Origin of the sequence: Bradyrhizobium sp., from assembly GCF_050014615.1 — a bacterium.
Taxonomy (GTDB): Bacteria; Pseudomonadota; Alphaproteobacteria; order Rhizobiales; family Xanthobacteraceae; genus Bradyrhizobium.
Genome location: NZ_JBEKCZ010000150.1, coordinates 1 through 12944, shown reverse-complemented (window position 1 = coordinate 12944; position 12944 = coordinate 1). Strand labels below are relative to the sequence as shown.

The window sequence follows — 12944 nt, the reverse complement described above, 5'->3', positions numbered from 1 at the left end:
GGCGGTGGAGCGGCACTGCCTAATTTTATGACGTTAGCTTTGGGGTGCTTGCCGCACGCGAGAGCTGCAGCGAGCACATCATAATGAATTCTTATTTCAAGCGTCAGCTTGCGGTTTACGTGGAATATCACCGCAACCACTGGAATGGCGTGATGCATGTGTTTGGCATCGTATTTTTGTTCCTGGCCGCGATTCTTCCGCTTAGCCTGTGGCCCGTTCACGCGTTCGGCGTGCGAACCACCGTGGCGCCGATCATGGCCCTGCCCGTCCTGATTTACTGGTTCCTGCTCGACGCGGCCCTCGGCATGGCGATCCTGGGCGCTGCGGTCATTTTACTATCAACCGCTGCGGTTATCGTGACCTATGCGAGCGTTGCTGGCGTGTGGTCGATCTCGGGCGCATTGATCTTCATCGGCGTGGGTTTTCAGATTATCGGGCATCGATTGTTCGAACGCCGGCAGCCTGCGCTGCTGGATAATCCAAGTCACTTGTTGCTCGGACCGATGTTTGTGATGGTAAAATTGTTTATCGCGCTTGGCTTTCGGCACGATCTTGCCGTTATTATCGAACGGGTTCCGCAACCAGCGCCTAGCAACGCTTCATCCTACGCCGAGGAACATCAGGTCGAGCCACTGCCGTATTCATGACCAGGGTACTTGTCACTGGCGGCAGCGGCTTTATCGGACAGCACCTGGTATCGGCGCTTGTCGCCCGAAATCGACAGGTGCGGGTTCTCGATCTTCTCCCGCCGGCCCACCTCCTGCCCGAAGTGCAATATATCCAGGGTTCGGTGCTCGATCCGGATCTGGTGAATGAGGCGCTCCGCGATATCGGTGAGGTTTATCACCTTGCGGCTCTTCCGGGCATGTGGCTGCCGAAAAAAGGCGACTTCCACACCATCAACTACCACGGCACGGAAGCCGTCATCAAAGCCGCGCGCAAGCGCGGCATTGCCCGCTTCCTGCACTGCTCGACTGAATCGATCCTGTTCCGCGCGTCGACGGCATCACATGCCGTTTGCGAGCATGGCCTGCAGTCATCCCATGACATGCCAGGGCTATATACGCGTTCGAAATTGCTCGCGGAACAGCTCGCCTTGCAAGCTGCGTCATCCGGTTTTCCGCTGGTCGTCGGCACACCGACGATGCCAATCGGGCCTCATGATCACAACCTTACCCCACCGACCGCGATGCTCCGGCACTTTCTTGACGGACGTCTGCATCTTTATCTCGATTTCATCGTGAACCTCGTCGACGTGCGCGATGTCGCCGCGGGCCTGATTCTCGCGATGGAACACGGGCAAGCCGGGCACCGCTACATTCTCGGCAGCGAGAGTATTCCGCTGAAGCGAATACTGGAACTCATAACGACGATCAGCGGCCGCCGCCATCTCAGCATCCCGGTTTCGGGCCGCATGGCGGAAATGGCCGCCACGATGCTGGAGTTCATCTCCGATCATGTGACGCGCCGCGCCCCGACCGGTACGGCGGAAGGTGTGCGGATCGCATTGCGGGCCGAGGATCTATCGATCGAAAAGGCGCAACAGGAACTCGGCTACGCACCCCGGCCGGTTGAGCCTGCGTTGCGCGACACCATTGCGTATCTCCTCGGCGCCAGCAGCAAGCATTAGGACCGCAAATCCAGCCTCGATCTCGGCAGTTCCGTCATTTGCCAGCACCACGCAATCCGGAATATAAGCTGCACCATGATGCATGATCAGAACTCATTTTTGGCTTTCGTCTGGAGCGGATGGACCGCCACCTGGCCCACGCAATTGCTCGCGCTGATCTGGGTTGCATGGCTCATCAGCTGGGCGGTGGGCTCGTTCTTTTCCGGTCGAACCGAAAAGCACGTCAGGACCTGGGACTCGCGTGCTTACCGCATCCCCATTCTGATCGGTGCCGTCCTGCTTACGCCATGGACCGAACAGGTCCTGGGAGAACAGCCGCTCTGGCACGTCGGCAACGGCGGGACCTACCTGCTCGCCGCGCTGACCCTGGCGGGCACCTTGTTCACGTGGTGGGCGCGAATTCACCTTGGACGTTTTTGGTCGAACGCGATCACGCGCAAGGAAGGCCATCGGGTTATCGACACCGGCCCTTACGGGCTGGTTCGCCATCCGATCTATACCGGGCTTATCGCCGCCATGCTGGCGACAGGCGTTGCGGTCGCGACCGTCACGGCGCTGCTCGGTACCGTGCTGATCGCCTTCGGCCTCTGGCAGAAGGCCCGCATGGAAGAAGGCTTTCTGACGACGGAGCTTGGCGCGAGTGCGTACGGAACCTACTGCCGCCGCGTTCCGATGCTGGTTCCATTCCTGCCGCAACGCTGAGCATGCAGCATTTTCAAGCGCCGTGAGAGCACAGCTTTACGCCAGGAAAATGCGTCACAACAAAGCCGGCATCTGCAACATCAGCGCCTGGATGGCGACGGCCGCGAGACCTCGGCCAGCGGCACCAGATGGCGCGGAACGATAACACGCTCGCCCGGCACCAACGGTGTGTTCTCCGTGCCCTTGTTGATCTGGGTGACCGACCAGAGCGGCACGTGATAAAGCGCCGCGATCGTCTGCAGACTATCGCCCGGGCGGGCGAACACCGACATGCCACTATCCCACAGCTCGATGGCGGCATTGGGAGGGACAACATAATTAAGCGGCAGCGCGTCCCCTTCCGCCTTCGCGGGCATGTTCGCGATCTGCACGACCTTGCTGACCAATTGTTCCTGGATGGCGTCCATCTTTTCGATATTGATGTGCGAAACCTCTTCATGTTCCGAGAGATCGAAGCTTGCATAATGACTTCGGTAGCCCGGCTTCGGCTTCATGTGGCTGCCACCGAAGACGCTCTTCGACAGGAAGATATTGATATAGCGCTCGATATTGAGCGGCACGTCGGGGCTGACCTGAGGCGGATCGATCGTGACAACGAGACTGACCGGAATATTTTCCGCCTCGAGTAATTCAGAAAATATCAACGCGCAATAACCGCCCATGGAGTGCCCGATCAGGATGATCGGCGCAGGGCTCTCGCGGTATTCGCGAATCGCACTCGCGGCGATGATGCGGCAGATCGTGAACTCGTAGACATCCGCCGTGATGCCGGCCTGTTCGATCCGTTCGGTCAGACCATCCATGCCGCGCGAGAAGATCGGGCCCATCGCGCCACGGAACAGGTAAGCGCGCCCGTGCGGCACAAGCGCTGGCTGGGCGGCCTCCGGCGGCGATGCGGCGGTCTCGCTCCTCGCCGCAACCGGGCCTGCCGCCGCCCGTTCGATACCGTCGCACAACAGCAGGGCCGAAAGCGTCACGCCAAGAACGATCGTTGCAATCGGCGTCGGATTGATCATGCGCTCCGCGAACCATCCTCAACGCTGGTAGCTCATTGCACGGCGCCGACTCACCGCGTCACGGCCCCAAGATGCGCCATTCGATGCGCGAGTTTCACCTTAGGGCTGCCGAGTTGGTAAAATTGTGGCGTCGATCGGTACGGCATCACCCGACCGGCGGCGTTTACCTCGCTCGGCCCAGGGCCACCGCATCGATCTCACTGATCACCTTCCGCTGCATGATCTCGTTCTTTTCGATGGTGAGATGCCCGACACCGGGGACGTTCTGCACATCGACATTCTCCAGCGTGCCATGCAGACGGCTGGTCCTCACCACAGGTTCACCGTTGCCATTGGCGATGTAGAAATTGATATAACGCCCAACGTGGCCCTGCAGGCTGGTGCGAAACACCGAATCCAGGCCGATCGCCAGTTTGACCGGAGCGCCAAGCTGGTCCAGCCGCGCCACCATATCAGGCAGCGCCGTCGCACCCGAGGAGTGCCCGACCAGGATGATGGTCCGCACCCGCCCGCTCCTGTAGTCCGCGGCGACTTCGTCGGCGAGCGACGACCACCCGAGATAGTTGATGACGGTGACGGGAATGCCCTGCGCCCGCAGCTTGTCTGCGATGTCATCCAGGCCCAGCGAGAAGATGTTGAGCACGCCACGCAACAGGTAAACGTGAGCGTCCGACGCTCCCGAGGCGGAAACCGCCGCCTTCGCTGGGGTGCCAATCGGAAGCATCAGCAGCAACAGTGTCAGTGCCACTGCGCGCAACGATCTTAACCACCATCGACCAGGAAACCAACGTTCGCCGACAAATCCCGTGTAACCGCTAGATGATTTCATTGATTCCCCTTGGAGGCGTAGCCGCGCGGGCCGGAACCTAGCCTCCGCATGCTCGCATCTGCAACAAGGGGTGCCAAGCCCGACCATTTAATCCGCACGACGTGTCCGTATTGCAACACCATTGACGGGTCGCAGTTCTTTCGGGGATCCGGTCCGGTATTTCGCAACCGTGCTGAAGCAGCGGCGCAGCGTCCAAGCACATCGTAGGATGCGACGTTGCGCCGCCCCGAAACATCAAGAGCTTGTGATCACTTCGTCAACGGGCAGCCACTGTCCTTGGCGGACGGGAACGCCTTGTCGCCCGGCACGACGGCAAGTTGCTTGTAGTAGTCCCAGGGCTTCTTGGATTCGGACGGCTTCTTCACTTCGAACAGATAGAGATCGTGCACCATGCGGCCGTTTTCGAGCACCTTGCCGCCTTGGGCAAACACGTCGTCAACCGGCAGCTCCTTCAGCTGCTTGACCACCGCGTCGGAGTCCTTGGTACCGGCGGCCTTCACGGCCTTCAGATATTGCAGCGTCGCCGAATAGGTGCCGGCCTGGATCATATTGGGCATGCGGCCGGTTCGCTTCATGAAGCGGTCCGAGAACTCGCGGGTCTTGTCGCTCTGGTCCCAGTAGAAACCCTCCGTCAGCACCAGACCCTGCGCCGCCTGCAGCCCGAGGCCGTGCACTTCGGCGAGCGTCATCAATAGTCCGGCCAGCTTCTGACCGCTGGCAACAATGCCGAATTCGGCCGCCTGCTTGATCGAATTGGAAGTGTCGAGGCCGGCATTGGCAAGCCCGATGATTTTCGCCTTCGAGCTTTGCGCCTGCAGCAGGAACGACGAGAAGTCCGACGAGTTCAAGGGAATGCGGACCGAACCGAGGATCTTGCCGCCATTCGCCGTGACAATCTCGCTGGTATCCTTTTCAAGCGCGTAGCCGAAAGCGTAATCGGCGGTCATGAAAAACCAGGTATCTCCGCCCGCCTTGACCAGCGCGCCGCCGGTGCCGACCGCGAGCGCGTGGGTGTCGAAAGCCCAATGAAAGCCATAGGGCGTGCAGGCGTCACCGGTGATGCGCGAGGTCGCGGCACCGACGACAATATCGATCTTCTTCTTTTCCTTCGACAGCTCCTGAACCGCGAGCGCGACCGACGACGTCGTCAGCTCGGTGATCATGTCGACGCCTTCGACCTCATACCAGCGTCGCGCAATGCTGGTGGCCAAATCAGGCTTGTTCTGGTGGTCGGCGGTGGTGATCTCGATCTTCTGGCCGAGCACGCTGCCGCCAAAATCCTCGATCGCCATCTTGGCCGCCTCGACGGAATATTTGCCGCCGTAATCTGCATAGACTCCGGACTGATCGTTCAGAATCCCGATCTTGACGCCCTGCGCCGACGCCGGAACCGCAAGCAACACGCCGCATGCCGCAACGGCCGCCGACAACATTCCCGATTTCATATTGGCCTCCCCAAAAGTCTTGTTCCGGGCATGATATTTTATAACCCCACAACTGCCCATCCATTTCAAATGAGCCATTAGTATGGATTGGGGCACAACCCAATATCGATTGATGTGACCGGCTATCCCGCCGGGGCCGGGGGTTTCCGGTGCGGCCGGTCGGCCAGGTTGCGGACGATCATGTAGAAGATCGGCGTGAAGATCAGCCCGAACAGGGTCACGCCGAGCATGCCGAAGAACACGGCGACCCCGACCGCCTGACGCATTTCCGATCCCGAGCCGGTTGAAACAACCAGCGGCAGCACACCGAGAATGAAGGCAAAGGATGTCATCAAAATCGGACGCAGCCGCAGCCGGCAGGCCTCGATGACAGCTTCCAGGCGTTCGCGGCCCTCGAGTTCGATATCGCGGGCAAACTCGACAATCAAAATCGCGTTCTTCGCGGCCAGTCCGACCAGGACCACAAAGCCGATCTGGGTGAGAATGTTGACGTCCTGTCCCATCACCCGCACGCCGATCGTCGCGGCCAACAGACACATCGGCACGATCAGAATCACGGCGAACGGCAGGCTCCAGCTGCCATACTGCGCCGCCAGCACGAGGAACACGAACAGGACGCAGACCGGAAACACGTAGAGGCCCGAATTGCCGCCGGTGACCTGTTGATAGGACAGGTCCGTCCAATCGTAGGCAAACCCGCTGGGCAGCGTTTGCTCCGCCAGCCGCTTCATGGTGTCGATGGCCGTCGCCGAACTGGTCCCGGGGGTCGTATCCCCCTGAAGTTCAGATGACGGGTAGAGATTGTAGCGCGCGACCCGATCCGGTCCAGCTATGTCGTGGAAATCCACGACGCTGCCGAGCATCACCATATCGCCGGCCGCATTGCGGGTGCGCAGGCGGGCGAGATCGGAAGTCTCCTTGCGAAACGGCAGGTCGGCCTGCGCGGTGACATGATAGGTCCGGCCGAGGATATTGAAGTCGTTGACATAGGCCGAGCCGAAATAAGTCTCGATCGCATCCGTCACACCCTGGATCGGTACGCCGAGCTTCTGCGCCTTGATGCGGTCGATATCGACGAACACCTGCGGCGTATTCGCGGTGAACGGCGAAAACACCGACGTCAGCCCCGGCGCCCGGCGGGCCGCGGCGACGAGTTCGTCGGTCGCTGCCGCCAGCAATTCAGGACCGCGGCCCTGCCGATCCTGGATGCGCATGGTGAAGCCGCCGCCGGTGCCGATGCCGGGAATCGAGGGCGGCGGAATAACGATAATGAAAGCGCCCTCCAGGGCGGAAAGCCGCATTCGCAAATCGCCTGTGATCTTGGCGGCCGACAATCCCTTTTTCAAACGTACTTCCGGCTCGTCGAAGACCGGGAACAGCGCCGCGGCATTGCTGGCCTGGGTGCGCGTCGCGCCGGACAATCCGGCGAACACCGCCACGCGAACGATGCCGGGGGTGCCGAGCGTGATGTTTTCGACCTCGCGCACGATCTCGGTGGTTCGCGCCAGCGAGGCTGCGCCGGGCAATTGCACCGAGATGATGACGTAACCGCGATCCTGCGCTGGAATGAACCCTTGCGGCGTCGTGAAGAGCAGCCATCCGGCACTGCCGATCAGCGCCACATAGATCAGCAACATCACCACCGAATGCCTGATCACAAAGCCGGCGGCGCTGCCATAGAGATGGGACAGCCGATCGAAACCGCGATTGAAAAAGGCCGTGAATTTTTCCCAGCCGCGCCCGATCAGGTTCCAGCCCGCGGGCGGCCGTTTCTCCTGATGGGGCTGCAGAATCTGCGACGCCAGCGCGGGCGAAAGCGTCAGCGAGCAGAAACAGGAGATCGCGGTCGCCACTGCGATCGTGATCGCGAATTGCTGAAAAAACTGTCCGGAAAGACCACCGAGAAAGGCGGTCGGCACGAACACGGCGCATAACACCAGCGCGATCGAAACCAGCGCGCCACCGACCTCCTCCATGGTGCGCAACGCCGCATCGCGTCGGCTCATGCCGTCGCGAAGATGCCGCTCGACATTCTCCACCACCACGATCGCATCATCGACCACGATGCCGACCGCGAGCACGAGGCCGAACAAAGTCAGATTGTTGATCGCAAAGCCGAGCGCCGCCATCGCGGCGAAGGTGCCGACCAGCGACACCGGGATCGCCACGATCGGGATGATCGCCGGACGCCACCCCTGCAGGAACACCAGTACCACAATGACGACGAGAACCATCGCCTCATAGATCGTCTTGATCAATTCGCTGACCGACTGCGCGATGAACTCGGTCGGATTGTAGCCGATATTGTAGTCGAGCCCCTTGGGGAAATCGGCCTTCAGCTTCACCATGGCATCGGAAATGTTTTTCGCCGTGGCCAGCGCGTTCGAGCCAGGGCGCTGGGTCACCAGCAGCGCCACCGCGGTTTTCCGGAGCAGGAAGCTGTTGGTGGTGTAGTCCAACGCCCCCAGTTCAACCCGGGCCACGTCACGCAGCCGCACGGTGCGACCGTCGGCGCCGGCTTTGACGAGGATATCTTCGAACTGCTGGATATCCTTCAGCCGGCCGGTGAAGGTGAGGTTGGGCTGAAAGGCCCGGTCCGCGATCGGCGGAGCGGCAAGCTGGCCCCCGGTGATCTGCAGGTTCTGCGCGCGAATCGCCGCCAGCACATCGCCGGCGGTCAGGCCGAGATTCGCGATCTTGTCGGGATCGAGCCACAGGCGCATCGAGTAATCGCGCGCGCCGAAAATCTGGATGTCGCCGATGCCGTCCAGCCGCAACAACTGATCGCGAACCTGGAGCAGCGCATAGTTGCTGATATAGAGCTGGTCGAAAGTATCGTCGGGCGACAGCATGAACACGACCATCAAGATGTCCGGGCTGTTCTTGCGCGTGACGACGCCGTTTCGCTGCACCTCATCCGGCAGCTGAGGCTGCGCGATGGCGACCCGGTTCTGAACCAGCACCTGGGCCTTGTCGAGATCGGTGCCGAGTTTGAACGTGACCGTGATCGTAAGCTGGCCGTTCGAGGTCGCCTGGCTGTAGAGGTAAAGCATGTCCTCGACGCCGTTGATCTGCTGCTCGATCGGTGCTGCGACGGTATCGGAAACGGTTTGCGCGGAAGCTCCGGGGTATTGCGTGGTGACCACGACGGTTGGCGGCACGACTTGCGGATATTCCGCCACCGGCAATGTGGTGTAGGCGAGCGCGCCGACGATCAAGAGCACGATGGACAGCACCATCGCCAGAATCGGCCGGTTGATGGAAAGCTGGCCGAGGTTCATGTCTTGTTACCGGCCGCCTTTGCGGCGTGCGGACTTACCTTTGCCCCGACGCGTGCGCGCTGCAGGCCATCAACAATCACGCGGTCTTCCGGCTTCAGGCCTTCGCGAATCACGCGCAAGCCGTCGTCGAGCGGGCCGAGAATGACTGGCCGCGCCTCTACGGTGTCATCGTCCTTGACTACGAAGACGATCTTGCGCGACTGATCGGTCGCGACCGCGACATCCGGCACCAGCAACGCTTCATAGGGCGCGCTTCCGATCAACCGCACACGGCCGAACTGGCCGGGCAGGATTGAATAATTCTGGTTCGGAATCACGGCCCGGCCGCGCAGCGTACCGGTCGAGACATCCATTCGGTTGTCGACGAAATCCATCTTGCCGTCATGCGATGGCTTGGTTTCGCCGGTCAGCGTGACCTGAACCGGATTTGGGGTGTCGCGCGAGCTGGGGCGCTTGCCTTCGAAATAAAGCCGGTTGTTCCTGAGATAGGTCGCCTCATCCATGTCGAAATAAATGTAGATCGGATCGAGCGAGACGATCGAGGTCAGGAGCGTCGATCCGCTGTCACTGCCCTGCACGAGATTGCCAGCACTGACGAGATGGCGACTGACCCTGCCGCCGATCGGGGCTATCACGTGGCTGAACTCGATATTGAGCTGCGCCGCCTTCAGCGCGCCCTCTGCCTGCATCTCGGCGGCGTGCGCCGCCTGCAAGGCCTGGCGGCGCTGGTCGACGACCTGTTCGGAGACAGCACTGGTCTGGACCAGGGCCAGGCCGCGGTCGAGGTCGCGCTTGGCGAGTTCCGCCTTGGCCCGTGCGTCCGAGAGCTGGCCGTCCGCCTGCTCGGCGACCGCCTCAAAGGGACGGGCGTCGATCACATACAGAAGGTCGCCGGTCTTGACGAATGCGCCGTCCCGAAACTCGACGCTGGTGACGAAGCCGCCGACCCGGGCGCGAACCTGAACCTCTTCGACCGCCTCGAACCGTCCGGTGAACTCGTCCCAGTCCGTGACGGTGCGTTTGGTGGGCTGAGCGACCGTGACAGGCGGTGCCGCGGCCGCGGCCGGTGGCGGCGGTTTGTCCCCGCAGCCGGACAGGGCAACGGCGAGCAGAACGATCAGCGGCCTGAGATCGCGCAACCAACGGACATCACGCAACGAACCGACATTGACAGTTTGAGCTAAACGCTCCGATTTCTCAGTCGCGCTCAATTCCATCTCCTCTGCACTCTGTTGCCGTGATCAACCGAGATTACCGTGATCAGACGAGGCAGCCGCACCCGCGGCAGGTTCAAGATGAGATCGATCAGCAGTCTGTTCAAGAACCGGCCGGGATCAAGCAAAATCGTTATGCATTGGCGCTACCAGCTTCCAAACACGCCTGCGCCGGCCGACCTTGTTGGAATAATCTGCCAGGAGGCGGTATGGCCGTCGGCGCGGCCATGGTGCGATTCATTACGGGCTACGCAGGCTTATTCCGGACGTCGTAAATCTGTCGCGCTGAACACGGCGGGGTCATTTTATGGCTCCCCTCCTCGCGGTTACTCCGCTAAATTGCGTCCAAAGCGACAACAAAAATCAAGATCGTCCGGGGGAGGACAAGCGCCGTGCACAAGGAGCGTGCCGTTTGCAGTGCGGTGGACGACACTATTTTCGGTCGCCCTGCCGCCATGGTCGAACCGATCGACCTTTTGCGCCCTGCTCGCGCATTTCGGACGGTCAGCGACGCGCTCGACCGCGAGAACTCCCGGATCGATGAAGTATCCAGGCCCAAAATCCGCAAGCCCAAAATCCACAAGGCAATTCGCAAGCCTTGGAATTCGCGCAACCCGCGCGAAATCAATAGGTCCGCGCTGATGCGCGGAATTGTTGTTCTGGCCGCATAAGATTCTCGGAGGGAAAATGTATACCGGCAAGCACGCTCATCTCCGTCCCCTTCAGCCCGCTTTCATCATGGCAAACTCCGGCGAGAGCGTGAGTTATGCCGAGCTGGAGGCGCGCAGCAATCGCCTGGCGCATCTGTTTCGCAATCGCGGCATGAAGCGGCTCGATCACTATGCCATCTACATGGAGAACAACAGCCGCTACCTGGAGGCCTGCGGCGCAGGCGAGCGGGCCGGCCTGTACTTTACCTGCGTCAATTCCTACCTGACCGGAAGCGAGCTCGCCTACATCGTCGACAACAGCGAATCCCGCATTCTCATCACGTCGGTGGCAAAGCTGGCGGTCGCTCGCGAGGCCCTCAAACAATGTCCCAAGGTCGAACTCTGTATCGTGGTCGATGGTGAAGGCGACGGCGAACGCATCGTCGGCCTGCGGGAAGCCACCCGCGGGCTGCCCAGGACGCCGATCGCGGACGAATGCATCGGCACCGCGATGCTCTATTCGTCGGGTACGACCGGGCGGCCGAAGGGCATATTGCGGCCGCTGGCCGAACAACCGCCGACGCAGCAGCTGCCGATCTTCGACTTCCTGCAAAAACTCTGGCAGTACCGCGAAGGCATGATCTACCTGTCGCCGGCGCCGCTGTATCATTCGGCGCCGCAGGCCGCGGTCAATCTCGCGATCCGGATGGGCGCCACCGTCATCATCATGGAGAGCTTCGATCCGGAAAATTATCTCGCGCTGGTCGAGAAATGGGGCGTGACCCACAGCCAGCTGGTGCCGACGATGTTCTCGCGCATGCTGAAGCTGCCGGAGGCGGTGCGGACGCGCTATGACCTGTCATCGCTCGAAATCGCGGTCCATGCGGCGGCGCCCTGTCCGTCCATGGTGAAGGACGAGATCATCAAATGGTGGGGACCGATCATCCACGAATATTATGGCGCCACCGAAGGCCTCGGCTTTACCGCGTGCAACAGCGCGGAATGGCTGGCCCACCGGGGAACGGTCGGCAAGGTCCTGCTCGGCGACCTTCACATTCTCGACGAAAACATGCAGCCATGCCCGGTCGGCACCTCCGGCACGGTGTGGTTCAAGACCGCTACCCCGTTTGAATATTTCAACGACCCGAACAAGACCCGCGAGGCCCGCTCGCCCGACGGCAGCATGAGCACGGTCGGCGATGTCGGCTATGTCGACAGCGACGGCTTTCTCCATCTGACCGATCGCGCGACCTTCATGATCATCTCGGGAGGCGTCAACATCTATCCGCAGGAATGCGAGAACCTCCTGATCACCCATCCCAAGATCGCCGACGCCGCGGTATTCGGCGTTCCCAATGCCGATCTTGGCGAGGAGGTCAAAGCCGTGGTGCAGCCGATGCCCGGGATTCTGGCATGTCCGGATCTCGCCGAGGAGTTGATCCTGTTTTGCAGCCAGTCGCTGTCGCGCCAGAAGGTGCCGCGCTCGATCGATTTTGCGGCCGAACTGCCCCGGCTACCGACCGGAAAACTCTACAAACGGCTGTTGCGCGACCGTTACTGGGGCGACAAAACCTCACGGATCCTGTGAGCAAGCGCGCTTGATTGATCGCGGGCTTTTTGCTGAAATGCTTGCGGGCCGAGGTGAGCCATGAAGTGGAAAAAGGAGCGCGATCTTCTGATCGCGCAAACCATGGCATTTGTTCAATCTGTCGCCGGCAAGAAGGCGACCGCTGAAGCTCGGGAAGTTCCGCGGGAAGCCCTGATCGAACCAACTCTGATTAAATCAACTCCGGCTGGTGAAATTGCGGAAGTGAAACGGCCTGCCGATGCCGCGCAGATCGAGACTTTGCAAATCGAGACTTTGCGAATCGAGACTTCGCGAAACGAGACTGCGCGAAACGAGACTGCGCGAAACGAGACTGCGCGAAACGAGACTGCGCGAATCGAGACTGCGCAGATCACCCGCCCATCCCCGGTGCGTGTCAGCGATATTCGCCAGGAAATCCGCGGAAGGGTGGCTGCGTTCCGCGCCCATCAGGAGCTGTTCCATCGCGAACGTGATGACTATTACAACTCTGTGGTGACAAGGCTTCGCGCTTCGACAGATCACGCGTCCAAGGCGCCGGGCGATCATCTCCCCAAGCCCTGATCCGGGCCTTCAGGCATGGAAACGCCTC

The 12944-nt window shown here is 61.0% G+C and carries 11 protein-coding genes; 6 read left to right on the top strand and 5 right to left on the bottom strand.

Translation table 11 applies throughout. The features are described 5' to 3' along the window. The first annotated feature begins 83 nt into the window (after positions 1 to 83). From ABR948_RS21665 to ABR948_RS21655, 3 genes are all read left to right on the top strand, one after another. Positions 84 to 647: an Mpo1 family 2-hydroxy fatty acid dioxygenase gene (locus ABR948_RS21665; protein ID WP_428121853.1), complete on the top strand. Its 564-nt coding sequence runs from the start codon at positions 84 to 86 to the stop codon at positions 645 to 647. Then, complete coding sequence (locus tag ABR948_RS21660) at positions 644 to 1630, top strand: NAD-dependent epimerase/dehydratase family protein (RefSeq protein ID WP_428121850.1); 987 nt, start codon at positions 644 to 646, stop codon at positions 1628 to 1630. Before ABR948_RS21665 ends, ABR948_RS21660 begins: the two co-directional genes overlap by 4 nt. A gap of 75 nt (positions 1631 to 1705) precedes the next feature. Continuing rightward, on the top strand, positions 1706 to 2332 hold the full coding sequence (locus ABR948_RS21655; RefSeq protein ID WP_428121848.1) for a methyltransferase family protein: 627 nt from the start codon (positions 1706 to 1708) through the stop codon (positions 2330 to 2332). An 80-nt stretch (positions 2333 to 2412) separates the two neighbouring features. On the opposite strand, the gene ABR948_RS21650 is transcribed toward ABR948_RS21655, so the two are convergent. From ABR948_RS21650 to ABR948_RS21630, 5 genes are all read right to left on the bottom strand, one after another. Continuing rightward, positions 2413 to 3348 carry a LysM peptidoglycan-binding domain-containing protein gene (locus tag ABR948_RS21650; RefSeq protein WP_428121846.1) on the bottom strand — a complete coding sequence of 312 codons (936 nt, stop codon included), beginning with the start codon at positions 3346 to 3348 and terminating at the stop codon, positions 2413 to 2415. Positions 3349 to 3511: 163 nt separating this feature from the next. After that, a complete protein-coding gene (locus ABR948_RS21645; protein ID WP_428121858.1) occupies positions 3512 to 4072 on the bottom strand; it encodes a hypothetical protein in 561 nt (186 codons plus the stop codon). Between the two features lie 353 nt (positions 4073 to 4425). Further along, positions 4426 to 5622: an ABC transporter substrate-binding protein gene (locus ABR948_RS21640; protein WP_428121844.1), complete on the bottom strand. Its 1197-nt coding sequence runs from the start codon at positions 5620 to 5622 to the stop codon at positions 4426 to 4428. Positions 5623 to 5744: 122 nt separating this feature from the next. After that, the gene (locus ABR948_RS21635) at positions 5745 to 8903 is read right to left on the bottom strand and encodes an efflux RND transporter permease subunit (protein WP_428121842.1); all 3159 of its coding nucleotides are present in this window, start codon (positions 8901 to 8903) and stop codon (positions 5745 to 5747) included. Further along, positions 8900 to 10060 carry an efflux RND transporter periplasmic adaptor subunit gene (locus ABR948_RS21630; RefSeq protein WP_428121855.1) on the bottom strand — a complete coding sequence of 387 codons (1161 nt, stop codon included), beginning with the start codon at positions 10058 to 10060 and terminating at the stop codon, positions 8900 to 8902. The genes ABR948_RS21635 and ABR948_RS21630 overlap by 4 nt, the downstream gene beginning before the upstream one ends. Before the next feature lie 449 nt (positions 10061 to 10509). Between ABR948_RS21630 and ABR948_RS21625 the strand changes: the two genes are divergently transcribed. The 3 genes from ABR948_RS21625 to ABR948_RS21615 are packed head-to-tail and all read left to right on the top strand — an operon-like array spanning position 10510 to position 12916. Further along, positions 10510 to 10788, top strand: coding sequence for a hypothetical protein (locus tag ABR948_RS21625; protein ID WP_428121839.1), 279 nt, complete (start codon positions 10510 to 10512; stop codon positions 10786 to 10788). Positions 10789 to 10804: 16 nt separating this feature from the next. Then, complete coding sequence (locus ABR948_RS21620) at positions 10805 to 12355, top strand: AMP-binding protein (RefSeq protein WP_428121837.1); 1551 nt, start codon at positions 10805 to 10807, stop codon at positions 12353 to 12355. A gap of 60 nt (positions 12356 to 12415) precedes the next feature. Then, the gene (locus ABR948_RS21615) at positions 12416 to 12916 is read left to right on the top strand and encodes a hypothetical protein (protein WP_428121835.1); all 501 of its coding nucleotides are present in this window, start codon (positions 12416 to 12418) and stop codon (positions 12914 to 12916) included. The last annotated feature ends 28 nt before the right edge of the window (positions 12917 to 12944 follow it).

What these genes read in the sequence shown, in the direction of transcription:
- ABR948_RS21665 (WP_428121853.1), top strand. Translation starts at nt 84, where the DNA reads ATGAATTCTTATTTCAAGCGTCAGCTTGCGGTTTACGTGGAATATCAC.
- ABR948_RS21660 (WP_428121850.1), top strand. Translation starts at nt 644, where the DNA reads ATGACCAGGGTACTTGTCACTGGCGGCAGCGGCTTTATCGGACAGCAC.
- ABR948_RS21620 (WP_428121837.1), top strand. Translation starts at nt 10,805, where the DNA reads ATGTATACCGGCAAGCACGCTCATCTCCGTCCCCTTCAGCCCGCTTTC.
- ABR948_RS21640 (WP_428121844.1), bottom strand. Translation starts at nt 5,622, where the DNA reads ATGAAATCGGGAATGTTGTCGGCGGCCGTTGCGGCATGCGGCGTGTTG.
- ABR948_RS21635 (WP_428121842.1), bottom strand. Translation starts at nt 8,903, where the DNA reads ATGAACCTCGGCCAGCTTTCCATCAACCGGCCGATTCTGGCGATGGTG.
- ABR948_RS21645 (WP_428121858.1), bottom strand. Translation starts at nt 4,072, where the DNA reads ATGCTTCCGATTGGCACCCCAGCGAAGGCGGCGGTTTCCGCCTCGGGA.
- ABR948_RS21650 (WP_428121846.1), bottom strand. Translation starts at nt 3,348, where the DNA reads ATGATCAATCCGACGCCGATTGCAACGATCGTTCTTGGCGTGACGCTT.
- ABR948_RS21615 (WP_428121835.1), top strand. Translation starts at nt 12,416, where the DNA reads ATGAAGTGGAAAAAGGAGCGCGATCTTCTGATCGCGCAAACCATGGCA.
- ABR948_RS21655 (WP_428121848.1), top strand. Translation starts at nt 1,706, where the DNA reads ATGATGCATGATCAGAACTCATTTTTGGCTTTCGTCTGGAGCGGATGG.